This window comes from Arthrobacter sp. MMS24-T111, from assembly GCF_054888995.1.
Map to the genome: position 1 here is coordinate 102,149 of NZ_JBTZRO010000002.1, position 22,714 is coordinate 124,862.

General features: G+C 62.8%; 20 protein-coding genes and 1 pseudogene. 15 read left to right on the plus strand and 6 right to left on the minus strand.

The window, feature by feature from the left end:
* Nucleotides 1–79: 79 nt before the first annotated feature.
* Nucleotides 80–1,390, minus strand: a complete 1,311-nt coding sequence (locus tag ACX5I6_RS20395) for an MFS transporter (protein WP_461841847.1) — start codon at nucleotides 1,388–1,390, stop codon at nucleotides 80–82.
* Nucleotides 1,391–1,573: 183 nt separating this feature from the next.
* Between ACX5I6_RS20395 and ACX5I6_RS20400 the strand changes: the two genes are divergently transcribed.
* On the plus strand, nucleotides 1,574–2,533 hold the full coding sequence (locus tag ACX5I6_RS20400; RefSeq protein ID WP_461841848.1) for a LacI family DNA-binding transcriptional regulator: 960 nt from the start codon (nucleotides 1,574–1,576) through the stop codon (nucleotides 2,531–2,533).
* 16 nt (nucleotides 2,534–2,549) lie between these two features.
* Here ACX5I6_RS20400 and ACX5I6_RS20405 read toward each other — a convergent pair whose 3' ends face one another.
* The gene (locus tag ACX5I6_RS20405) at nucleotides 2,550–3,329 is read right to left on the minus strand and encodes an IclR family transcriptional regulator (protein WP_461841849.1); all 780 of its coding nucleotides are present in this window, start codon (nucleotides 3,327–3,329) and stop codon (nucleotides 2,550–2,552) included.
* 31 nt (nucleotides 3,330–3,360) lie between these two features.
* On the opposite strand from ACX5I6_RS20405, the gene ACX5I6_RS20410 reads away from it, so the two are divergent.
* Genes ACX5I6_RS20410 through ACX5I6_RS20435 form a run of 6 tightly spaced genes read left to right on the plus strand, consistent with a single transcriptional unit; the run spans nucleotide 3,361 to nucleotide 11,426 of the window.
* Nucleotides 3,361–5,094 carry an IlvD/Edd family dehydratase gene (locus ACX5I6_RS20410; RefSeq protein ID WP_461841850.1) on the plus strand — a complete coding sequence of 578 codons (1,734 nt, stop codon included), beginning with the start codon at nucleotides 3,361–3,363 and terminating at the stop codon, nucleotides 5,092–5,094.
* Complete coding sequence (locus ACX5I6_RS20415) at nucleotides 5,081–7,957, plus strand: FAD-binding and (Fe-S)-binding domain-containing protein (protein WP_461841851.1); 2,877 nt, start codon at nucleotides 5,081–5,083, stop codon at nucleotides 7,955–7,957. Before ACX5I6_RS20410 ends, ACX5I6_RS20415 begins: the two co-directional genes overlap by 14 nt.
* Entirely contained in the window at nucleotides 7,950–8,864 is a 915-nt protein-coding gene (locus ACX5I6_RS20420) for an SMP-30/gluconolactonase/LRE family protein (protein WP_461841852.1), read from the plus strand. The genes ACX5I6_RS20415 and ACX5I6_RS20420 overlap by 8 nt, the downstream gene beginning before the upstream one ends.
* The gene (locus tag ACX5I6_RS20425; RefSeq protein ID WP_461841853.1) at nucleotides 8,861–9,718 is read left to right on the plus strand and encodes a fumarylacetoacetate hydrolase family protein; all 858 of its coding nucleotides are present in this window, start codon (nucleotides 8,861–8,863) and stop codon (nucleotides 9,716–9,718) included. The genes ACX5I6_RS20420 and ACX5I6_RS20425 overlap by 4 nt, the downstream gene beginning before the upstream one ends.
* The gene (locus ACX5I6_RS20430; RefSeq protein ID WP_461841854.1) at nucleotides 9,718–10,755 is read left to right on the plus strand and encodes a zinc-dependent alcohol dehydrogenase; all 1,038 of its coding nucleotides are present in this window, start codon (nucleotides 9,718–9,720) and stop codon (nucleotides 10,753–10,755) included. The genes ACX5I6_RS20425 and ACX5I6_RS20430 overlap by 1 nt, the downstream gene beginning before the upstream one ends.
* A complete protein-coding gene (locus tag ACX5I6_RS20435; RefSeq protein WP_461841855.1) occupies nucleotides 10,752–11,426 on the plus strand; it encodes an SDR family NAD(P)-dependent oxidoreductase in 675 nt (224 codons plus the stop codon). Before ACX5I6_RS20430 ends, ACX5I6_RS20435 begins: the two co-directional genes overlap by 4 nt.
* Before the next feature lie 628 nt (nucleotides 11,427–12,054).
* Here ACX5I6_RS20435 and ACX5I6_RS20440 read toward each other — a convergent pair.
* On the minus strand, nucleotides 12,055–12,249 hold the full coding sequence (locus ACX5I6_RS20440; protein WP_461841856.1) for a hypothetical protein: 195 nt from the start codon (nucleotides 12,247–12,249) through the stop codon (nucleotides 12,055–12,057).
* A 59-nt stretch (nucleotides 12,250–12,308) separates the two neighbouring features.
* Here ACX5I6_RS20440 and ACX5I6_RS20445 point away from each other — a divergent pair, with 59 nt between their 5' ends.
* From ACX5I6_RS20445 to ACX5I6_RS20455, 3 genes are all read left to right on the plus strand, one after another.
* On the plus strand, nucleotides 12,309–13,442 hold the full coding sequence (locus tag ACX5I6_RS20445) for a tyrosine-type recombinase/integrase (protein ID WP_461841857.1): 1,134 nt from the start codon (nucleotides 12,309–12,311) through the stop codon (nucleotides 13,440–13,442).
* A gap of 276 nt (nucleotides 13,443–13,718) precedes the next feature.
* Nucleotides 13,719–14,333, plus strand: coding sequence for a helix-turn-helix transcriptional regulator (locus ACX5I6_RS20450; protein WP_461841858.1), 615 nt, complete (start codon nucleotides 13,719–13,721; stop codon nucleotides 14,331–14,333).
* A 50-nt stretch (nucleotides 14,334–14,383) separates the two neighbouring features.
* A complete protein-coding gene (locus tag ACX5I6_RS20455; RefSeq protein ID WP_461841859.1) occupies nucleotides 14,384–14,881 on the plus strand; it encodes a DUF6036 family nucleotidyltransferase in 498 nt (165 codons plus the stop codon).
* Between the two features lie 958 nt (nucleotides 14,882–15,839).
* On the opposite strand, the gene ACX5I6_RS20460 is transcribed toward ACX5I6_RS20455, so the two are convergent.
* On the minus strand, nucleotides 15,840–16,658 hold the full coding sequence (locus ACX5I6_RS20460; RefSeq protein ID WP_461841860.1) for a carbon-nitrogen hydrolase family protein: 819 nt from the start codon (nucleotides 16,656–16,658) through the stop codon (nucleotides 15,840–15,842).
* A 47-nt stretch (nucleotides 16,659–16,705) separates the two neighbouring features.
* On the minus strand, nucleotides 16,706–18,028 hold the full coding sequence (locus ACX5I6_RS20465) for an MFS transporter (RefSeq protein ID WP_461841861.1): 1,323 nt from the start codon (nucleotides 18,026–18,028) through the stop codon (nucleotides 16,706–16,708).
* A gap of 194 nt (nucleotides 18,029–18,222) precedes the next feature.
* On the opposite strand from ACX5I6_RS20465, the pseudogene ACX5I6_RS20470 reads away from it, so the two are divergent.
* Nucleotides 18,223–18,905, plus strand: a pseudogene (locus tag ACX5I6_RS20470) (DUF2848 domain-containing protein).
* 125 nt (nucleotides 18,906–19,030) lie between these two features.
* The gene (locus tag ACX5I6_RS20475; protein WP_461841862.1) at nucleotides 19,031–19,669 is read left to right on the plus strand and encodes a GntR family transcriptional regulator; all 639 of its coding nucleotides are present in this window, start codon (nucleotides 19,031–19,033) and stop codon (nucleotides 19,667–19,669) included.
* Nucleotides 19,670–19,726: 57 nt separating this feature from the next.
* Here the strand turns inward: ACX5I6_RS20475 and ACX5I6_RS20480 are convergent, their stop codons facing one another.
* Nucleotides 19,727–20,656: a LysR family transcriptional regulator gene (locus tag ACX5I6_RS20480; RefSeq protein WP_461841863.1), complete on the minus strand. Its 930-nt coding sequence runs from the start codon at nucleotides 20,654–20,656 to the stop codon at nucleotides 19,727–19,729.
* An 80-nt stretch (nucleotides 20,657–20,736) separates the two neighbouring features.
* Here ACX5I6_RS20480 and ACX5I6_RS20485 point away from each other — a divergent pair, with 80 nt between their 5' ends.
* The 3 genes from ACX5I6_RS20485 to ACX5I6_RS20495 are packed head-to-tail and all read left to right on the plus strand — an operon-like array spanning nucleotide 20,737 to nucleotide 22,681.
* The gene (locus ACX5I6_RS20485; protein WP_461841864.1) at nucleotides 20,737–21,405 is read left to right on the plus strand and encodes an RraA family protein; all 669 of its coding nucleotides are present in this window, start codon (nucleotides 20,737–20,739) and stop codon (nucleotides 21,403–21,405) included.
* Nucleotides 21,405–22,067 carry an RraA family protein gene (locus ACX5I6_RS20490; protein WP_461841865.1) on the plus strand — a complete coding sequence of 221 codons (663 nt, stop codon included), beginning with the start codon at nucleotides 21,405–21,407 and terminating at the stop codon, nucleotides 22,065–22,067. The genes ACX5I6_RS20485 and ACX5I6_RS20490 overlap by 1 nt, the downstream gene beginning before the upstream one ends.
* On the plus strand, nucleotides 22,064–22,681 hold the full coding sequence (locus ACX5I6_RS20495; RefSeq protein WP_461841866.1) for an RraA family protein: 618 nt from the start codon (nucleotides 22,064–22,066) through the stop codon (nucleotides 22,679–22,681). The genes ACX5I6_RS20490 and ACX5I6_RS20495 overlap by 4 nt, the downstream gene beginning before the upstream one ends.
* Nucleotides 22,682–22,714 lie beyond the last annotated feature (33 nt).

Sequence of the window (22,714 nt, forward strand, 5' to 3'; positions counted from 1 at the left end):
TAATGTGGTGACAAAGCGGCTAACCCGGCAGGGTTTCCTGGTGATTTTCGTTGTGACTATGTGTGGTTGCGGCGGGAGGTCAGCGGGCTCCCTTGACCCGCATGATGAGCAAACCGCCGATGATGGTGAAGACGCCGGCGATGACGTACAAGAGCGTGTAGTTCTGCTGCCCGGGCGCTGTCACGCCTACGACCAGGACAATCGACGCGAGGAACGGGGCCGATGACTGTGCGATGGCAACGGAATATCCGGTGATGGCCACAAAGCGGCCGGCGTCGGATTCCTTGGCAGGGAGGACGTCAATCAGAAGTGCCTGATCGACCGCGGAAAAAACCCCGATGGCCAGTGTGCTCAGGAACGATCCGGCGATCAGAAGAGGAAGATCAGGGGCGAACGCCATCATCGCTGTCGACATGGCAAAGAGGATGGCTGATCCGAGCACGAACGGCTTGCGCCGGCGCAACTTGTCGGTCAGGAAGCCACCGCCGATGGCGCCGCCGATCGTGCCGACAATACCAACCAGGCCGGCCGTAGCGATCAGGCCGCCGACGTCCTTGACCTCGAGATTCAGTTTTGAAGCGAAGAAGAACGCGGTGTAGGTCGAGCTGAGGGTGAGGCCGAAGAAGAAGAACAGCCGACCAAGCCAGTTCCATCCGAAGTCCTTGTTGGTGCGCGGATTGAAGACATATCCGGCGAGGACAGAGCGGACGGTCAGCGGCTGGTCCAGGGTCATCCCTCGACTGTCTGCTTCCTTGTAGCGCAGGACGAAGAGGCCGACAAGCACTACGGCAACGAGGCCGGGTACGAGCATCAGGAGGATCGGGTTGGCGGCGAGGGAGCCGCCCATGACCGCGCCGGTAACAGGGGCAACCTGCTGTGCCAATCCGGTGATTCCGGCGACCCGTCCGCGCTGGATGGCCGGCAGTCGGTCGGCCTGGATGGTCACAAAGCCGTTGACGACGACACTGAAAGTGATCTGCGCGATCACCCAGCCAATGCCAAGCACTACGACGTTCGGCGCCAGTGCCATCACGGTCAGACCAACGAGACCGCCGATCGTGCCGCCGATGAGCCACGGCCGCCGTCGACCCAGTCTGCTTCGCGTGCGGTCACTCAGTTGACCGGCGAACGGGCTAAGCGGCAGGGCAGCAAGGGCACCGGCTCCGATGATGTACCCGAGATATTCATCGTGGCCCGGCGCGAGCTCCTGAACGCGGATGGAGAGGGAGATGGCAACCGGCGTGACATACGCGATGTAAATGCCGAAAACACCTGCAAAGAGCAGTGCGATCCATCCGCGGCTTACCGGCGGCATATCATCGCCCGGTTCGCTCAGGCCTTTCGCGTCAGCCAGGCCTTCAGCTATGTGCTTTGGATTCGGGCCAGCCAATGGGGGACCGCCCCGGCGGTCGAGATGATGTTCTCATCGGTGGATTTCACGAGTGACTTCCTTGTCAGGGGATAGCGGGAGGTGAGGGTGCCGGGATGGAATGCGTCCGGCTTTATTGACGCGCGTAAATGTAATGGTAGCCACATCTATTTACGCGCGTCAACAACTTGTTATGATGAAGCCATGATTGCGACAAGCGAAGACGTGGCGAAGTTGGCTGGTGTCTCGCGGGGATCGGTCAGCATGATTTTGAACGGGAAGGGTCACCGCTTCTCCAGCGACACCCGGGCGCGGGTCACCAAAGCTGCCGCTGAACTTGGCTACCAACCCTCGGCGGCGGGACGCACCTTAGCGAAGGGGTCAAGTGACGTCCTGCTTGCGTTGATCCCCAACACCACCTGGGGCGGTAATCTGCAGGATATTTTCCAGACGGCGACCGAGGACCTGGCCGCGCGCGGCCTCACGCTCTTGCTCCACATGGCCACGTCGTCCACAGCGCCGCTGGACCGGGTCATCACGGGAATGAAACCGCGGGCCGTCATCTCGCTGACGCCGTTCACTGATCACGAGCGGGCAGTGTTGACGGCCCGGGGCGCGAAGGCCTTTGATCCTGTGACTTCGGAAGCGGAATCAAACGCGGACTTCCAGATCGGCGCTGTGCAGGCGCGGCACTTGATCGACCGCGGCTGTGGAAGGCTGGCTTTTGCCCACCTGCAGGACGCGCGGCAGGACCTGTTTGGCAAGGACCGCGAGGATGGCGTTCGGGCGGTCTGCCGGGAACGAGGTCTGAGTGAGCCGGCTGTTGTGAGGCTTGGCCTTGATCCTGTGGAGGCGCTGAGGGCGCTGGATTCGCTTGAGCTTCCGGGTGCAGGGATTGCCTGCTATAACGACGACGTGGCCATTGCGCTACTGTCCGCTGCGGCCGGCCGCGGCTGGAGGATTCCAGGCGATGTGGCAGTCATCGGGATGGACAACAACCCGCTGTCGGCCGTTACCTCTCCCCCGCTGACGACCGTCGGCTATGACGTAAAGGCTGCTGCTCACAACCTTATTACTCTGGCACTGGCCGGAATAGGCGAGTCCGTTGACGGACGGCATCATGCCAACCCTGCCTTCGGGGTAGTCCAGCGGTCAACGACCTGACCGGAAGCTCGTGCGCTCAGCCAGCCAAGGCGGAGCGCACGCGGGCGGCGAGCGTCGGGGCCGTCTGAACCAGTCGCTTTAAGGGGTATCGGAAGCGCAAGGCGCTGACGCTGATGGCACCTGTTGGCGTGGTGGAGGAGGCGTTGAATACAGGGACGGCGATGCAGTTGATGCCGAGCTCGTTTTCCTGGTCGTCGATCCCATAGCCGCGGGAGCGGGTCGCCTGTAGTTCGGTCAGGAGAGCAGCCGGGTCTGTGATTGTCGATGCCGTCTTTGCTTCCAGCTTGGCGCCGTCAAGCCATGCAGCAAGTTGGTCTTCCGTCTCCACGATGTAGGACAGAAGCAGTTTCCCGACCCCGGTCCGGTAGGCCGGGTTCCGGCCGCCGACGTACGAGGTCAACTTTACTGACCCCTGGGCGGGGTCGACCTTTGCTCGGTACACAACATCCTTGCCTTCGAGCACAGCGTAGTGAACGGTCTCGCCGTATTCCTCGGCCAGTGCACTCAGGAGCGGCTGGAGCCTCTCTGTCTCTGGGCGGGCGGCGTGGTTGCTGAAGGCAAGCCTGAAAAACTCATCCCCCAGCGAGTAGACGCCGCGGGAGGTCAGTTCGGCAAGTGATGCCTTCCGCAGCGACGCCAGGGCGCGGTGCACCGTGGACTTGGGACTGTAGAGGGCGCCTGCGAGCTCCTCCAGGGTCGCGCCCTCAGGACGCTTTGCAAGTTCGATAAGAACGGCGAGTACGCGGTCCGAGCCAACCAGGCGCTCCCCTTGGCCTAAAGATGCATCGTGTGTCATAATTCCATATGTTACTACTAAATTCTAATTAATGGAAAAGGTTGCTGTGGATCATCTAAGGAGCGCGGACTGGTACGCCGGTTCGGACCGGAATGCGTACATTCATCGGGCTTGGATGCGCCGCGGCCTTCCCGAGGACGCTCTCGATTCCGAGAAACCTCAGATCGCGATCGCCAACACGGCTTCGGACCTCACTCCCTGCAACATGCACCTCAACGAAGTCGCCGACTCGGTCAAGCAGGGCGTTTGGGCATCAGGCGGAGTCCCGCTCAACCTGCCCGTCGTCTCCCTGGGTGAAACCCAGGTCAAGCCCACTGCCATGCTCTGGCGGAATATGGCCGCCATGGCGATGGAGGAAATGTTCCGTGCCAACCCCATCGACGGCCTCGTGCTGCTGGGCGGATGCGACAAAACCATCCCGGCGCTGCTGATGGCCGCAGCGTCGGTCAACATCCCCGCGATCGTCGTACCCGGCGGACCGATGCTGACCGGCCACTTCCGCGGCAAGGCCCTGGGCTGCGGCACCGACGTCTGGCGCCTGAGTGAAGAAGCCAGGGCCGGCACGATCACCAACAGCCAGTTCATCAAGTCAGAGCAATCGATGATCCGCAGCAAGGGCCACTGCAACACGATGGGAACCGCCTCGACCATGGCCGTGGTCGCCGAAGCACTCGGGATGACAATTCCCGGGTTCGCGGGGATCCCGGCGCCGGACGCCCGGCTGCTCTCCATGTCTCACGACACCGGTCGGCTTATCGTTGACATGGTGGCACAGGGCCGCCGGCCCAGCGACGTCATGACAAGGGAAGCATTCCTCAACGCAATCATCGCTGTCGCCGCCGTGGGCGGATCAACCAACTCCGTCGTGCACCTGCTCGCCATCGCCGGGCGCCTCGGGATCGACCTGACCCTCGAAGACTTCGACGCCGCCGGTGCTGGGGTGCCCGTCATGGCAAACCTGCAGCCCTCCGGCGCGTTCCTGATGGATGACCTGTACCGCGCCGGCGGCGTACTCGCCCTCCTGTCGCAAATCAAGGACCTCCTGCACCCGGAACCCATCACCGTTACAGGTACTCCGCTCGTCGAGTATCTCGTTGACCAGCCGGTCCACGACGAAACCGTCATCTACCCCCGCGAGTCCCCGTTGATGGAGGATGCGGGCATAGCGGTACTGCGCGGCAACCTCGCCCCGCGCGGAGCCATCATCAAACCCGCGGCCGCGACGGCCGAACTGCTGCAGCACACCGGCCCCGCCGTCGTCTTTGACAGCATCGAAGACATGCGCGCGCGCATCGACGACCCGGACCTGGACGTCACCGCCGACTCCGTGCTCGTCCTGCGTGGATGCGGACCCCGCGGCTACCCCGGGTTCCCCGAAGTGGGCAACATGCCGCTCCCCCGCAAACTCCTGGAGGAGGGCGTTCGCGACATGGTACGCATCAGCGATGCCCGGATGAGTGGCACCGCGTATGGCACCGTCATCCTGCACGTCGCCCCCGAAGCCGCCGCCGGTGGGCCGCTCGCGTTTGTCCGCACAGGGGACATCATCACCCTCGATGTCGAAAACCGTTCCCTCACCATGGACGTTTCGGATGAGGAGCTGCACGCCCGCACACAGAGCCCGGCCAGTGAGGCCGGCTATGCCGCACCCGCGCGCGGCTGGGCGAAACTCTACGTCGACCACGTTATGCAGGCCGACCAGGGCGCCGACCTGGATTTCCTGGTGGGCTCCAGCGGGGAAGCGGCGGGCCGTGAAAGCCACTAACGTAGCCTTTCGCTCCGCTCTCACTGGCCCGGAGACCGGGCTGGGCACCGGCCTTAGCAAGGCCCTCCCCCGTGAGGGAGCAGTCACAACAAGCCCTTTCGACCGGGTGATCGCCGCCGTCGACGCCTCCCACTACCTGCTGACTCCGCGTGCAGTCGTAACCCCCAAGAACGCCGAGGAAGTCGTGTCACTGTTCGCCTACGCGACGGCTAGCGGTCAAGCTCTGACGTTCCGGTCCGGCGGCACAAGCCTGTCAGGGCAAGCCTCAACCGGCAACATCCTCGTCGACACGCGCAAATTCTTCCGCTCCATCACCATCGAAGATGACGGGCGCATCGCCCGGGTAGGCCCAGGCGCGACGGTCCGCCAAGTCAACGCTCGACTTTTGCGCCACGGCCGCAAACTCGGGCCCGACCCTGCCAGCGAGATCGCCTGCACCATCGGCGGCGTCGTAGCCAACAACTCCTCCGGCATGGCCTGCGGCACCCGCCAGAACACCTACCAGACCTTGCGGTCGGCGGTCATCGTCCTACCGAGCGGCAGCATTATCGACACCAGCGCCGAAGACGCTGACGACATGCTTCGCGCCACAGACCCTGAGCTCTGGCACTCGCTTATGGCACTGCGGGAGCAGGTCCTCGCCGAACCGGAGCTTGGCGCTGAGATTGCACGTCAGTACAGCATCAAAAACACCATGGGGTATGGTCTCAATGCGCTCGTCGACCATGACACGGCCGTGCAGATTCTCGCCCACCTCATGATTGGCAGCGAGGGCACACTTGGCTTCGTCGCAGAAGCTACCTTCAACACCGTGCCGCTGCACAAGTTTGGGGCCACGACCCTGCTGGTGTTCGACACCCTGCGCGCGGCTACCGACGCGCTCGTGGACATCATCTCCAGCGGACCGGCAACTATTGAGCTCATGGACGCGGCATCGTTGCGCGCGGCCCGCATTGATCCAGCGTCCCGCGCTGCGCTCCCCCAGTTCGAGCCCGTCAACCACTGCGCGCTGCTGGTGGAGTATCAGGCGGCGACCGCACCTGAACTCGCGGAGCTCAGCCGCCGGGCAGAGGCACTCTTTGCCCGCCTGCCGCTTACTGCTGCGCCTGTCTTGTCCCAGGACGAGATGGACCGTGCTTCCCTTTGGCGCATTCGCAAGGGACTTTACGCAACAATTGCCGGCTCACGCCCTTCGGGCACGACCGCTCTCCTTGAGGACATCGCGGTGCCGGTTGGGGCGCTTTCCGAGACATGTGCGGGCCTCACCCGCCTGTTCCAAATTCACGGCTATGACGACGCCGTCATCTTCGGGCACGCCAAAGACGGCAACGTGCACTTCCTCATCAACGAAAACTTCGATGAACAGTCCAATCTCGCCCGGTACTCGGCGTTCACCGAAGACATGGTCGAGCTCGTACTCGGCGCCGGCGGCACCCTCAAAGCCGAACATGGGACAGGGCGGATCATGGCCCCGTTCGTCGCACGCCAGTATGGCCCAGTGCTCTACGGCATCATGCTGGACATCAAGAAGGCCTTCGACCCGGTAGGCATCCTCAATCCCGACGCCGTCCTCACCACCGACCCCGACCTGCACCTCAAAGACCTCAAATCCACACCCACCGTCGAAGCCGAAGTCGACCGGTGTGTCGAATGCGGCTACTGCGAGCCGGTCTGCCCCAGCAAAGACCTCACAACCACACCCCGCCAACGCATCGTTGTACAACGAGCGATCGCCGAGGCGGACATGCGCGGTGAAACAGGCCTCGCCAAGGAGCTGCGCCGCGAGCAGGGATACGAAGTCGTCGACACATGCGCCGTCGACGGCATGTGCCAAACGGCGTGTCCGGTGCTCATCAACACAGGAGACCTAGTTCGGCGCCTCCGGTCCGAAAAAGTCGGCGCAGTAGAGGCCGCAGTATGGACCGCCGCGGGCAAGGCATGGAAACCCGTGACCCAGGCCGCCTCCGCCGCCCTCACGATCGCGTCTGCTGTGCCCGCTCCACTGATCACCGGCCCGAACTCCGCCGCCAGGGCCCTGCTCGGCGCAGACACGCTTCCGCTGTGGTCCAAAGACCTGCCAAAAGGCGGCAGCAGACGCCGCCCAGGGGCGGACACCACAGTTGACGCCGTCTACTTCCAAGCCTGTGTGGGAACCATGTTCGGCCCCGCCGAAGGAGGCGAGGGCGTCGCAGCCGCCTTCGAATCCCTCGCCACCAAGGCCGGTATCGGGCTCGTACGGCCGGATGGGATCGGCGGCCTGTGCTGCGGCACCCCTTGGAAGTCCAAAGGAATCCTCAGCGGGTATCACAGCATGGTTGGCCATACCGCCGCCGCATTATGGGAGGCATCCGATCACGGCCGGCTGCCCGTCGTCTGCGACAACTCCTCATGCTCCGAAGGCCTCGTTCTTGCGCTTGAAAACGCGATCCACAAACATCCGGATTACCGGGCAATGCGCATCATCGACGCCGTGGATTTCGCCGCCGAGCACATCCTGCCCCATCTCGAAATCAGCACGACAGTCAACAGCGTGGCCGTGCACCCCACGTGCTCAAGTACCCGGGCCGGTTCCAACAAAAACCTCGCCAAGCTGGCCGCCGCCGTGGCCTCCGAAGTAACAGTCCCGGACAACTGGGGATGCTGCGCCTTCGCCGGCGACCGGGGCATGTTGCATCCCGAGCTAACAGCCAGCGCCACCGAGCGCGAGTCAGACGAGATCGTCGCCGGCGAATTCGATGCCTACGTCTCGTGCAACCGCACCTGCGAAATCGGCATGACAAGGGCTACCGGCCAGCCATACGTCCACGTCCTCGAGGTACTCGACCGGGCAGCAGATCCACACACAAAGGACGACCATGAGTGAGATTCTCCGCCTGGCAGCAACGGCCGCGACGCCCGCTGAATACAACCTTGCCGAAGGCGTGCTCTGGGACGACCGGGTCGGCCTCATCAGATGGGTGGACATCTGGAAAGGCCGCGTACTCTCCGGCGCACTCGACAGCGGCCGGATCACCAACATCCGCGAGATCACCATTGGCGAAACCGCCGGAGCGGTCGCACTCGCCGACGACGGCGGACTCCTCGTAGCCGCCGCCCGTGGCCTCGCAACGATCTCACCCACAGGTGATATATCGCTGGGGCCTGACTTGCTGAGCGAGCGGAGCGGCGTGCGGTTCAACGACGGGACAGCCGACCCCCACGGCGCCTTCGTCGTCGGCACGCTCCCGCTCACCGAGCGCACCGACGAAGAGGTCCTGCTACGAGTATGGCCGGATGGTCGCATTGAGACGTTGCGCGAAGGCATCGGACTTTCCAACGGTGTCGCGTTCTCTCCCGACGGAGCCACGATCTACCACGTCGACACCTTCGCCGGCACAGTCTCACAGCACTCCTACAGCCCCGCGCCATTCAACCCGGAAGAACCCTGGGTCACTGTCATCGACGGCCTGCCCGCTTACCCGGACGGACTCACCGTGGATGCCGAGGGCGCGCTCTGGGTGGCGCAGTGGGGCGGAGCGAGCGTGCGACGGCACGCACCGACCGGCGAACTACTTGCAATCGTGGACGTAGACGCTGCCCAGGCCTCATGCCCAGGTTTCGTCGGACCGAACTACGACACCCTGGCCATCACGACTGCCCAGGAAGGGCTTGACACCCTCACCGACCAAGCGGGAGCCATCTTCCTCGCCGACGTCGGAGTTTCAGGCCTGCCACCACACCGGTGGGCAGGCAACACAACCATCCCCTATTGGAGAAAAGAAATCACATGAGACTCGTACGAGTTGGAGCCGCCGGCTCCGAGACCGCTGGCGCACTGATTGACGACGACACCTTCATCGACCTCTCAGATATTGTCAGTGACTTCAACGAGGCGTTTTTCGCATCGGGTGCGATCGCGAGCCTGCCCGCCATTATCGCTGCCCGAATCGCAGACGGGCGGGGTGAAACGATCGGTGGACGCCGACTGGGTGCGCCCATCGCTAGGCCCCATCAGATTCTCTGCATCGGTCTGAACTACAGCGACCACGCCGCCGAGACCGGGCAGGCCGTACCAACCGAGCCCATCCTCTTCACGAAATCGCCCAACACCCTCATCGGTCCCAATGACGACGTGCTCATCCCGCGCAACTCGGAGAAGACCGACTGGGAGGTCGAACTCGGCATCGTCATCGGACAGCGCGCCTCCTACCTCGCGGACGAGACAGAAGCCGCCGCTGCCATCGCCGGCTACGTCCTGGTCAACGACGTCAGCGAGCGGGGATGGCAGCTCGAACGAAACGGCCAGTGGTCCAAAGGAAAATCCGCGCCCACCTTCAATCCCGCAGGACCTTACCTCGTAACACCGGACGAGATCGATGACGTACTGAACCTGGACATGTGGCTCGACATCGACGGCGTGCGCCGCCAGACCGGCTCGACGTCGACGATGATCTTCAGCCCCACCTTCATCGTCCATTACCTCAGCCAGTTCCTGGCGCTCGAGCCCGGCGACCTCATCAACACCGGAACGCCCCCCGGCGTGGGCATGGGAATGTCACCCCAGGTCTTCCTGCACGGCGGCGAAACCATGACGCTCGGCATCACCAGGCTGGGAACCCAGACGCAGCAAGTGATCGGCAACTGATGCGTGCACTTGTCGTCACCGGGCCCCGCCAGGCCCACGTGCAGGATGTCCCCGACCCCGTCGCCGCGCCCGGTCAATTACTCGTTGCCGTCGAACGCGTCGGTATATGCGGCACCGACGTGGAGCTCTACACGGGCCAAATGGCCTACATTGACCAGGGCTTCACCAGCTTTCCCCTGCGGCTTGGCCACGAGTGGACCGGCCGGGTTGTGGCAGCAGGCTCACCAGCAGATGAGAGCTGGATCGGCAAACGGGTCACTGGCGACACCATGCTCGGTTGCGGGCAGTGCGAATACTGCCAGTCAGGACACCACCACGTCTGCCCCAACCGATTCGAAGTCGGAGTTCGCGACGGTTGGGACGGGGCCCTTGCCGAACGCATGCTCGTCCCCAGCAAATTTGCGTACGAAATCCCGGAGAACGTCAGCCTCACCTCCGCCGCTCTCGTCGAGCCCGCCGGCAACTCCCTCCGCGCCGTGCGCGCCGCAGGTCTGCTTCCAGGGCAAAAACTCCTCGTCCTCGGCTCCGGCACCATCGGGCTCCTCGCCGCGCTGTTCGCACTCGCGGATGGTGTCGAGGTCCACGTCGGTGGCGTACGCGAAGAATCACTGGCCCTTGCCCGTTCATTGGGCGTGCAGCACACATGGCAGCTCGACGATCTCAACGACGGCCGATCCGATGAATTCGACGCCGTCATCGAGGCGACGAGTAACGCTGACATGCCGGCGCTCACCGTTCGCCTCACGAAGCCAGCCGGACGAGCGGTCTACATCGGCTTGTCCTCAAGCCCCAGCCACGTCGACACCCGCGAGATCGCACTGAAGGACATCACGGCAGTGGGAATTCTTTCGGCATCCCCTGGCCTGTCCGGAGCAATTGCAGGTTTTGCGAGTGGCTCCGTAGTCCCCGACGCCATAGTCAGCGAAGTGATAGCGCTCGAAGATGTCCCAAGCCGACTCGAGGGACATCGAGGCAAGAATGCCGGCCACGGCCCGAAAGTCCACGTCGACCCTCGACTCACCCAGGAGAAATTATGAAAACAGCACTAGTCACCGGTGGCGCCAGAGGCCTTGGTGCCGCAGTTGCAGATCGGCTCAGAGCGGACGGCATCCGCGTGATCACACTCGACATCGCTGGCGACGTAGACGTCGTCGTCGACATCACTGATGAAGACCGCTTCGCCGAGGCCGCCGCAGCAATCGGTCCAGTTGACATCCTCATAAATTCTGCAGGCATTGTCGGCCCGGGTATTCCCCTCGTCACAACGACATCCACCGACTGGCGGACCGTCTTCGACGTAAACGTCCTCGGCGTCGTCGCTACCATGCGCACCTTCGTGCCCGGGATGGTTGACCGAGGGTGGGGTCGCGTGATCAATTTCGCGAGCATGGCCGGTAAAGACGGAAATCCTAACCTGTCCATCTACTCCGCATCAAAAGCCGCCGTCATTGCCCTCACCAAATCGGCCGGCAAAGAGTTAGCGACCACCGGCGTTCTGGTCAACGCCATCGCACCCGCCGTGATCGCGACGCCAATGAACGACAACACATCACCAGAAGTGCTCGCCCACATCACCAGCCTCATCCCCATGAAACGAGTGGGCAAAGCGGAGGAAGTAGCCGAACTGGTCGCCTGGCTCTCATCGGAAAAGGTCAGCTTCTCCACGGGAGCGGTCTACGACATCAGCGGCGGACGCGCCACATACTGATTGTCTGAAGCCCTGGCCTGATCCACAAAAGTCCCAATCACGGCTCGGCGAGGCACTCCCTGGAAAGGGTCTGCCTCGCCGAGGCAGTATTTCGAATATCGTCCGACTGAAGTACACCCCAACCTGACGTCAACGCGCCTGGTAAGGGCAAATGCCGCTATGCGTTGGAGCTCGGGCTTGTTCTCCGGAGTTATCAAGTCACAGCAGGCGATATCACCCCCGCGCGCCCGCATTGGATTTCAATGAGTCCAGATTCCCTGGATTATTTCGATGTTTCTCGGGACACCTCCCGCGGTTTCCTTCGCCTCCGACTGTCAGAGTGGGATCTGAGAACCGCATAAGCAGGTGTCAATAATGCGGAAACTAACATCATTCTGACGCCGCGCAATAGAAGCTCGACTGCTAGGCATTTTTTGACGGTCAATTGGACGACGAGGGGCCGTCCTAAGCACAGGGGAGGAGACCCCGCGGTGTTGCGGGCCGGGCATAGTTCATCCCCATCGCGGCTGGCGGCTGACCGGCATCCTGTCTGTTAGGAGCCAGCCATGACCTGTTGCTGCCCCATCGGTGCAACAGGGGTTCTACGCTTCGAAGTCGTATTCGCTTATTCCTGCCCGGGTCCCGTGCGTTAGGCGTCCGCGAGACGGACCAGAAGTCCAGCGTCGTGGACCAGGACGTACTTGAGCCCCTCGTCGATAGTCTGACGTCGGGATACCTTCTGGCTTCCGGGGCAAAGATCGTTGTCCTTGCGGTGCTCTTTGCCGGGCTGCTGCCGTGAATAATCCGGGCCTTCGGGTTCCGGATCAGGACTCTTCGTGGCCATACCCCATGGTAGTCAGCTTTTCTGCTGACTACGGGTTCGCTTGGGCGTAGCCTGTCCTCGTGGCCAGCATCGTTACCCGCGCACGTTGGGATGGGACTACCGCTGTCTCGGTGCGGTGGCGGGACTACAGGTCCGGTCATCAACACCGTCTGACCCTGATGTCCGAGCAGGAAGCCCTCGCCCTTGTGCGACACCTGAACGACAACGGGCAGGTGTCGAAGTTGCCTAGGCCTGCCGACCTTCTTGGGAAGCGGGGCGTTCCCACCCTCGCGGAAGTAGTCCAGGAACACATCGACCTGCTGGTTCGCCCCTCCCCCGGGACCATCGGCACGTACCAGCGGATGCTCGACCTGCACATTAGGGACACCATCGGTCATATTCCAGTCGACGAGTTCGGGTACCGGGACGTCATGCGCTGGATCAAAGGCCTCTCCGTCCAGGGTCTCGCACCTAAAAGCATCCACAACCTGCACGGGCTGCTGTCGGCTGCACTGAAGACCGCTGAGTTGCTCGGGTACATCTCCCGCAACCCCTGCCGCGGTGTCCCGCTCCCCACGGTTGAAAGCGCGGAGGACGACGCCCTGTTCCTCACTCATGCCGAGGTCAGCTTGCTCATTGCAGGCTTGCCGACGCAGTACAAGACTTTGGTGCAATTCCTGGTCATGACAGGGGCCAGGTTCGGCGAGGCAACCGCACTCAGAGTCGCCGATATCGATCTGCTCTCCAAACCGCCGACTGCACGAATCAGCAAAGCGTGGAAACGTGACGGGCAATCCCAGTACTACATCGGGCCGACCAAAACCAAGGCAGGAAAACGCACCATCGGCATCAATCCCACCCTGGTAGACCTGCTCATCCCCCTAGTCGCAAGAGGGCACGGCAGCGAACTGCTGTTCACAACGCCCGACGGCCAGCGCATCGCTCACAAGCCCTTCTGGCAGCACCACTGGGTACCAGCTGTCCATGCCGCACAAGCGCAGGGCCTATCAAAGACACCACGAATCCACGACCTGCGGCACACACATGCCTCCTGGCTCATCCAAGACGGCGGAATTTCCCTCTTCGCGCTATCACGACGTTTAGGCCATGCATCCGTTCGGACTACCGAACAGGTGTACGGACACCTCATGCCCCAAGCGCTGCAGGATGGCGCCGACGCGACCGAACGGTCTGTCAGAGGCCTTGTGGTATAGCTTGGGTCCCATTTCCAGTCTTCTTTAGTGGAGCCCGGCACCGTTCACTGTCTTAGGCGACTCTACGCCGAGGCGACCCCCCACACGGCGGCCAGCGAAGCCTGCTCCAGCCTCGGGTACCCCGTGTGGGAGGCCCTCGGAGGTGGCAATTCCCCCGGCCGTCAGTCCCCGATTTTCCTCGTGCCGGAGACGCTATTGGTGAGCATGAACTACCTGAAGAACGGAACGTCACTTGCACACTATGATGGACTTATCCGACATTGAGGTGTGATTGCCGTGAATAATATCCAGGATGCGCGGGAACTCGGCGAGCAGGTGAAAAGCCACCGGCTCCATGCTGGCCTGTCCCAGGAGGCACTTGCCCGTTCAACCGGTATCAGCCGTTCAACCCTCATTGACCTCGAGCAGGGCAGGAACGTCTCCGTCAGCACCGCCCTGAAGGTTCTCTCCCAGCTGGGCAGCGGGCTGGCCATTGAAGGGATCCCTCGGGAACCGGAACTCTACTGGACCGCGGAAACGGCAGCCCGTGAGATTAAGCGGGAGCTCCGCAACGGGGATCCGGATTTCGCCATGCGCGTGCTTTCCATGGCCGCCAGCTATTTCGACGATCTCAACCCAGCCGACCGCCGACGATTCCTCCGCGCCCGGCCTGCGTCGACTGGACGGAAGCGCTGGGACGCCCTGCTGGCAAGGACCTTCGCCTACAAATGCCATCAGCACGGACTGAAAGAGCCGGACTGGACGAGCACTCCCCCGCTGGAGTCGAAATGGTATGCCACCCCGCGCAAACATGTCTCGCATGCCTGGAAACAACGAATGGCCGAACGCACGCCCGTTGAATTCGCCGAAGCGAACATCGTCTTCGACGCCGCGAACCTGGCCGCAGCGTGAGAGCGGGACGCCGCTCATATTACGGATCGGATGACATACGGGAGCTTCTCGTGGAACTGTCACGCCGGCTCCACGCCAGAGGTGCGGGGGCAGATATCTATCTCGTCGGCGGAGCGGCGATCGCCATCGAGTTTGACTCACGGCGGTCGACGACAGACATCGATGCCGTGTACCACCCGGAGCAGACGGTGCAGGATGTAGCCACTGAGATGGCCCGAGAATTGGGTCTGGACCCGCGGTGGCTGAACAACGCCGCCCGGGCCTACATCCCGGACGGACAGGACACGGAAGCGGTAGAAGTAACAGTCGCAGACAATCTCGTGCTGCGCGTCGCCTCACCAAGATTCCTCTTAGCCATGAAGCTCGCGGCCGGCCGGGACCGGGACATCCCCGACATCGCCGTACTCTGTCGCGCCTTGGACATAAGCACCGCCGAAGCGGCCGTAGACGTAGCAGTCGAGCTTTACGGTGAACACTCAATGCAACTCAGTAACCGCGACGACTTACTGCTGGTTGCTCAGGAGGCTCTGGACAGCGCCAGCAACTGAAGCGCGGCTTGACGAAATCGCCGTTATCGGCGTACGAAAAATCGGCCGGGGGAGTAGTCCAAAAAGCAAAAATAGGCGTGCATTTGGTTGCCCGAGGAGGGTGAGCTTTACAGCAGATCCAACTCCTAGATGAGTCCGAAGTCGACATCGGGGCTAAGTGTGGCGGTGAATGTCCTGTAGCTGTGCCTCGCTACGAGAATGCCGCAATCGGTAGCTTTCGCTTAAAGCAGACGGGAGGCATGTTCCAGTTGGCGATCTCGCGCTGCGCGGTCCTGCGCTTCGATAATGATTGAAGTGACTGTCGGCGTGGTTGGTCTCCGTTGTTCAGTCCATGAAGGGTCTTGAAGGTCCTTGTCAGGCCTGGAAAGGGCTTGGGCTTTGAGATGCTCACCCGGGAGCAGTAGCGTCACACACCTCTGGCGAGAAGTTCGTCAAGGTGCTCATTGAGTGTACGAAAACGATCATTTGGCAGCCCGCATCGCTGCGATATGGACCGTGGGGCATGCCGGCGGCCGGGTGCGTACATCCCGCTGGTGAAGGTTGTCTGCAAGGACAGGTCGGTGATGGCCCCGGAGAGAATCAGAATTTCCTCCCAGTAGTGGTGGGTGATCACACCGCTACCTGTTTCGGCGCCCGGGTCATACCGCTGCCGCGCTGTGGAGTCCCCTGTAGAGGGGTCCTGAGCCAGGATCTGCTCCCATATCCCACTACGGGCGAGTGCGTTCAGTTGTCGCCAAGGTGCGAAGGGCTCGTGGAGTTCCAACGCCGGTTTCTGCATATAAATCCTTGATGCTGCTCTGTCGTGGCATCGGCCGTTGCCGTTACATCTGATGGCAGAACTGTTGGGACAGCCTTGGCCCTGGGAGTGGACTGCTTGTGCTTCGGGCGGCCACGACGTGCCACTGCCGCTTCAGCTTTTTGCTTGAAGCGGCAGTGGCAGGTCGGTTGGTGGGGGTTGTCAGACTCCGGCGTGCAGCCGGCGGTTCGCCAGCACGGGGATGACCTGGCGTGTCATCTGTACCGTTTCCAGGTCGACTGTGGCCACGAGTTCGCCGACTTTTTCGTCGAGTTCTTCAAGGACGACGCCCATCGGGGAAACGAGCAGGCTGTGGCCGATCCCGAACCGGGGGCCGGCGGGTTCCTCTATCCCGGCGGTTGATGCGTCTGCCTGGTCGCAGGCGATGATCCAGGTGGTCGAGTCGATGGCGCGTGCTTGGTTGAGGAGCCGCCAGGCGTCTACTTTGCCTTCACCGGCGCCCCAGTGAGCGGTGACGATGATGACTTGGGCTCCGCGGTCTGCGAGCTCACGGAAGAGTTCGGGGAAGCGTACGTCGTAGCAGGTGGCGACGCCCACGGTGATTCCGTCCACTTCAAAGGTGAAGGGCTCGCTGCCTGGCTCGACGTCGGCAGATTCTGAGAATCCGTAGGCGTCGTAGAGGTGGATCTTGTCGTAGCCGTCATGGATGCCTTCACCGGTGACCAGGATGGTGTTCTTTACCCTGCCGCCGGCTGCGGGCTGGAACGTTCCGACGAGGACGATCACATTGAGTTCGCGGGCGAGGTCTCGGACGGCCGTGGCCCATGGCCCTTCGATGGTTTGTGCATGGGCAGCCGGGGCGGTACCGAACCGGACGAGGGAAGCCTCGGGAAGTACGACGACGCGGGCGCCCGTGGCGGCGCCTTTGCGCACGGCGTCCAGGACGAGTTCGAGGTTCTTGTTGGGGTCTTGGGTGGTGGCGATCTGTTCTACTGCGACGGTGAGCTGCGGGGAGGTCATGGTGTTTGTCCTTTGTTTGCGTTGGATTGACGAGGCGGAGTTTTGGTTTAGTAGATGGAGTGGCTTGCGAGTTCCCGGCTGTCTGGATTACGGGCCATGCTGACGCCGATCAGTGTGATGGTGGCGACGACGACGATGTAGAGCGCCAGGGGCAGCCAGGTTCCGTAGGTTCCCAGGAGCCAGGTGAAAAGCAGTGGTGCGATGGCTCCGCCGAAGACTCCTCCGATGGTGTAGGCCATGGAGCTGCCGGCGTAGCGCAGGCGGGGGCTGAACTGTTCGGACACGAGTGCTGCCTGGGGTCCGTACATCAGCGAGTTGCAGAGTAGGCCGAAGATCACGGCGAGGACGATGCCGAAGTAGCCGGTAGCCATCAGAGGGAAGAAGACGAAGGGGTAGATGATGGACAGCCCGGCGCCGATGGCGGTAACAAGGCGTCGGTTAATACGGTCAGAGAGGTAGCCTGCGGCGGGCACCATGAAGACCTGGCATGCCGAGCCGATCACGACGGCGAGAAGCGCCTGGCCTGGCTGAAGCCCGAACTCGCGGGTTGCGTACGTGAGGATGAAGACGGTCGACAGCGCGTACATGACGTCGGGTGCGATGCGTGACATGGTGGCGGCGAGCAGCGCCTTGCGCTCGGTCCTGAAGAGGTCGGCCAGCGGGGACTTAGGGGTCAGGCCCTGTTCCTTCATGGCTTCGAACACAGGCGTTTCTTCGATTTTGAAGCGGATGATGAGGCCAACAACCACCAGGACGGCGGAGATCAGGAATGCGATGCGCCAGCCCCAGGCGAGGAAGTCCTCTTTGGGCATAAGGGCAAGGAGTGCGAGGGCTCCGTTGGCCATCAGGTTGCCGAGGGGCGGTCCGATCTGGGCTGCAGATCCAAACAGTCCTCGCTTGCTTGGATCGCCATGTTCTGCGGATATGAGGACGGCTCCGGCCCATTCACCGCCGACGCCAACGCCTTGGCACAGGCGCAGGAATACCAGCAGGATCGGGGCAGCGATGCCGATCGTGGCATATGCCGGGATCAGGCCTACCGCGACGGTAGCGATGCCGATCAGCAGCAGCGTCCAGACCAGAACCTTCTTTCGGCCGATCCGGTCACCGAGCCGGCCGAACAGCACGCCGCCGAGGGGACGTGCCACGTATCCGACGGCGTAGGTGGCAAAGGCGGCAAGTGTTCCGGCCAGTGGATCGGACGAGGAAAAAAACACCTGGCCAAAGACCAACGCCGAGGCCGCGGAGTAGATGGCGAAGTCGTACCACTCAAGGCTGGTTCCGGTAAGGGCGACGATAAAGCCGCGCTTTCCCTGACCCTTGTGGGCGGTATTGCCCTGTTGTTGCGCCGTGGAGATCTGCTCAGTCACGGGTAGCTCCTTATGGAATTGATGCGAATGATGTTCGCGGCGGGATGGTTTAGGGCCGTTGGCCGCTTTCCAAACTTCCGGGCTTGCTTTGTATAGAGAGCGTATACAGAGCCGTATGGAGTGTGTATGCTGACACTATACTGTGATGCGCATCGCAGCAATACCCCACTAACAACTGTTCATAAGGAGCTTTCATGTCCCTGAAGTTCACGCTTCCGTCCAGCGAATCCGTCGCCGTTGATGTAATCAACCTTCTGAATGGCGGCTACGCCGGCCGTCACCAGGAGCACGTCCGGGCGCACGTCGAGGAACTCGCCCTGCTCGGCGTCCCCGCTCCGACCGTTACTCCGACGATGTACCCGGTCTCGCCCTACCTGGCACAACAGGCCACCGTTGTCCCTGTGCAGCACCAAAAGACGTCGGGCGAAGTGGAATGGGCCATTGTCGTGGCCGAGGATGGCCGCATCCTCCTGACCCTGGCCTGTGATCATACCGACCGCGAACTTGAAGTCCATGGCATTGCCTGGTCAAAGAATGCCTCCCCTGATGTGCTCGCGACGGACGCCTGGCTCCTGAGTGAGGTCGAAGATCATATTGACGAACTAACCCTCACGGCCTGGGTCACCAACAACGGAGTGGAAGAAAAGATCCAGTCCGCCACATTCGCTGACCTGCTTCCCCCTCCCACTGGGTGGATGTGCTGAAGGAACGCAACCTCCTCAACCCCGGCACTGTCCTGATCTCCGGCACCGTCAATATGGTCGAAGGGGTCAACCAGTTCGCGGACGCGTGGCGTGCAGAACTGACTGACCCAAAGCTTGGACGCACCATCTCCCTCAACTACGACGTTGTGCAGATGGCCACCCCCATCGGCTGATCATCCCCGGCCACTCATGGGCGGGCGGAGATCTTTCCCGCCCGCCCATGAGGTGCCACCTCCTCGCCGCGCCCGGTCCTGGCCGGCGCCGCCCCCTTTACGTATGCGGAGCGTATACTATGGCCATGCAAACAGTGCCGTCCAACCGTGACCGTGTCTACGCCTTTATCCGTGACGAAATCCTGCCGGACTCGACCCAGCACGGCAGTTTCCTCACCGAGGAGCAGGTGGCCGACCGCGTCGGCGGGACTTCCCGTACCCCGGTCAGGGAGGCGTTCCTGCTGCTGGCTTCGGAAGGATTGCTGCAGCTTGTCCCCCGGCACGGGGCTTATGTCCCGCCGGTGACGAAGCAGGAAATCAATGAAGCATTGGAATACCGGTCCTTCATTGAAGCGAAGGCTGCAGAAGTCGTGATTGAGCGTGGAACCATCCCTGTGGAAGCCATGGAACTGGCGCTAAAACATCAGTCCGACAGCTCGGACGCGGGGCATGAAAGAGAGTTCGTGGAGTGGGACAACGAGTTCCACCTCGCACTCGTCCGAGCGGTGGGCAACTCACTGATGACCAAGTCCTATGCGGATCTTCGCGCCCGGCATATCCGCATCGGAATACGGGCCTTGATGAACACCCCCGAGCGTCAGGCTGCGGTCATCGCTGAACACCAGGCAATTATCGATGGCCTGAAATCCCAGGACCCGGAAATCGCCAAGAACGCCCTCCTTGGGCATATCCGAACCACCGCAGCCGGGCTCGCCGAAATATAGGCGAAACCGGCTCGCCTAAACATGGAGGCACGGACTCCCAAGGCGGAGCGGTGCCGCTCAAATCATCGGTTCCTTTAGGGCTGGCGGCCCGGCCGGGCTGGCGTCCGCGTACGGCTCGGAGCAGGCAATGAAATGTTGGACGAGGGGCTCATGGTCTCCAGAGCGCACCACTACGGAAAGCTCCACCAGATCAACGCGCCTGCGCAGCTCCCGCCAGACAAGCCCCTTGGGCTGTTGCCTGGCCGAGGACTCCGGAGCAAGAGTTACTCCCAGCCCGCACCGGACCATGGCGAGCTGGGAGTTGATGGAGTTGGCGTAGTGCCGGGCTTCGGGGCTGAACCCCGCTTGGCGGCAGGCGGCCACGAGTTCGTCATGGTAGTCCGGTGAAATATGCCGTGGCAGCCACACCCATGGTTCATCACGGAACTCGGCAAGGCTGACTGGCCCCTCGCCCTGAGCGAACCTGTGGTCTTCGGGCAAGGCAACCACAAAATGATCCCGGCGCAGCGGTACTGACCTTAGCCGTCTGCCTGTGGCGGTCTGGCGGATCACGGCCACGTCCAGCTCCCTGCGCTCCAAGGCATCGCGCCCATGGTGGGAGTCGATCTCCTGAACCTGCAGTTCCACGAGCGGGCGGGACGCCCGGAACCTTTGCAGAATCTGCGGGAGCGTTTCACTGAAAGCCGAAGTGACCGCCCCGACCCGGAGGGTGCCGGTCATTCCGCCGTTTGCCAGCGCCGCCACTTCGCGGGCACGTTCAGAAGCCCCGACGAGCAGCCTGCACTGCTCCAAAAACAACTGCCCCGCCCCGGTCAGCGAGACGCTCCGGCTTGACCTGTTCAACAGCGCCGTTCCCAGCTGGCGCTCCAGATGAAGAATGGCCTGGCTCAAGGGCGGCTGCGACATGTTCAGCCTGTCGGCTGCGCGGCTGAAATTCAGCTCCTCGGCAACGGCAATGAAGTACCGGGCCTGTCGTACTTCCACCATCGTGATCTAGTCGCCCTTCGTCTTTCAGCTATATCAAACCAGACCTTCACTCTATCAACCGGGTCCGGTTCACTTGAAGCATGACCACTTCAAACACCTCCCTGCTTGCCGGGTACGCCGAACTCGACTCGGCCGCCGTCTCGGACGCCCTGGATGCTTTGGATCTGCCCCCGGGCCAGGCCGGCTTCCTGCCGGTCTGGGGACACCCGAAAATCGTTGGCTTCGCTGTCACTGTTCAGCTCGAGCCTTACGTCCCGGGCCCCTCCGGCGCCCACATTGGGTCCGCCGCTGTTGCCGAGGCCACCGGTGAGAACGTCATCGTGGTGAACAACCAAGGCCGCACCGACGTCTCCTGCTGGGGCGGACTCCTGAGCCTGGGCGCTGCCTTGAACGGTGTCCGTGGCGTCGTGGCCGACGGCGCGTGCCGCGACGTCAACGAAGCCCGCGAAATGGGTTTCCCCGTCTTCTCCAAGGGCCGCATCCCGGCCACTGCCCGCGGCCGCCTGCAGCAGAAATCCGCCGGCGAACCTGTCCAACTCGGCAACGTCACCGTCACCCCCGGCGACGTGGTCTTCGCGGACGAAACAGGCGTCGTCGTGGTGCCCCGGGCACACGCCGGAGAAGTTCTTGAAAAGGCCCAGGCCGTCGCGGAACGGGAACGCGGCATCGCCGCGGACCTGCGCGCTGGCGTCGCACTTCACGAGGCCATGCGCGACGCGCGCCTGGCAGGAACCACCGAGGGACACTGATGAGCACCATTACTTCCGGCATTGCCGCCCGTTTGAAGGCGATCCCGACAGCTTCCATCTCCGATGCCATGGACTCCCTCGGCATCCACGGCACCCTCCACGGCCTCGCGCCGCTGACCTATGACTTCCGGGTAGGCGGACCAGCCTTCACCGTCCAGTACGAACCCGCCGGTTCCGAACGGGGCAGCGTTGGTGACTTCCTTGACGACGTCCCGCCCGGTGCCGTCGTGCTGATCGACAACCACGCCCGCACCGACGTCACCGTCTGGGGTGGCATCATGACCGAAATCGCCGCAGCCCGCGGCATCGGCGGAACCGTCATCAACGGCGTCTGCCGCGACCTGAACGCGGCCCTGCGGCAGGACTACCCGCTGTTCAGCCGCGGCCGGTTTATGCGTACCGGCAAGGACCGCGTCCGGCTGGTCGCTGTCAACGCCCCGGTCACCATCAACGACGTCGAGATCTCACCGCTGGACATCATCTGCGGAGACGCCGACGGCGCCCTCACCGTTCCCGCCTCCCGCGCTGAAGAGATCGCCGAGATCGCAGAACGTATCGAAGACGTCGAGGCCCGGATCATCGAGGCCGTCAAGGCGGGATCCACCCTGGTCCAGGCCCGCGCCGACCTGGGCTACCACGACCTGCAGACGAGGAAAGCATGAGCAACGCAGCAGGAGGACACTCCGCAGCCACACTGTACGAAGCCGCCAAACTGCCCTGCGCCTGTGACCCAGGTTTGAAGGCAGCCTGGCCCGGAGCCAAAGTCGCCGGACCGGCGTTCACAGTCCGCGGCATCGGCGGGGACAACCTAGCCCTGCACAACGCCGTCCTCTCCGCCCCTGCCGGAAGCGTCTTGGTCGTCGACCTGCAGGGCGCCGCGTACGGGCACTGGGGTGAAGTGCTTGCCGTCGCCGCGCAGCACCGCGGGATTGCCGGGCTCGTCATCGATGGTGGCGTCCGGGACTCCGAGGAAATGGGCACCATGAATTTTCCCGTCTTTGCCCGGCATGTCACCGTCGTCGGCACCGTCAAGGACTACCCCGGTGACCTGCGCTCCGCGGTCCGCGTCGGCGGCATCGTGGTCCACACAGGGGACATCGTGGTCGGCGACGCTGACGGCGTCGTCGTCCTGCCCCAGGAATCCGCCGCCGCCATTATCAGCCGCGCCGACCAGCGCGTTGCCGACGAGCAGCGCATCATCGCCGAGATCAGGGCCGGTAAATCCACCCTTGAGCTTTACAACCTCCGCGCCGAAGGCACCTTCAGCGCACGCTAACCCGCTGGCCGGGGAAGGCGAACCCTTCCCCGG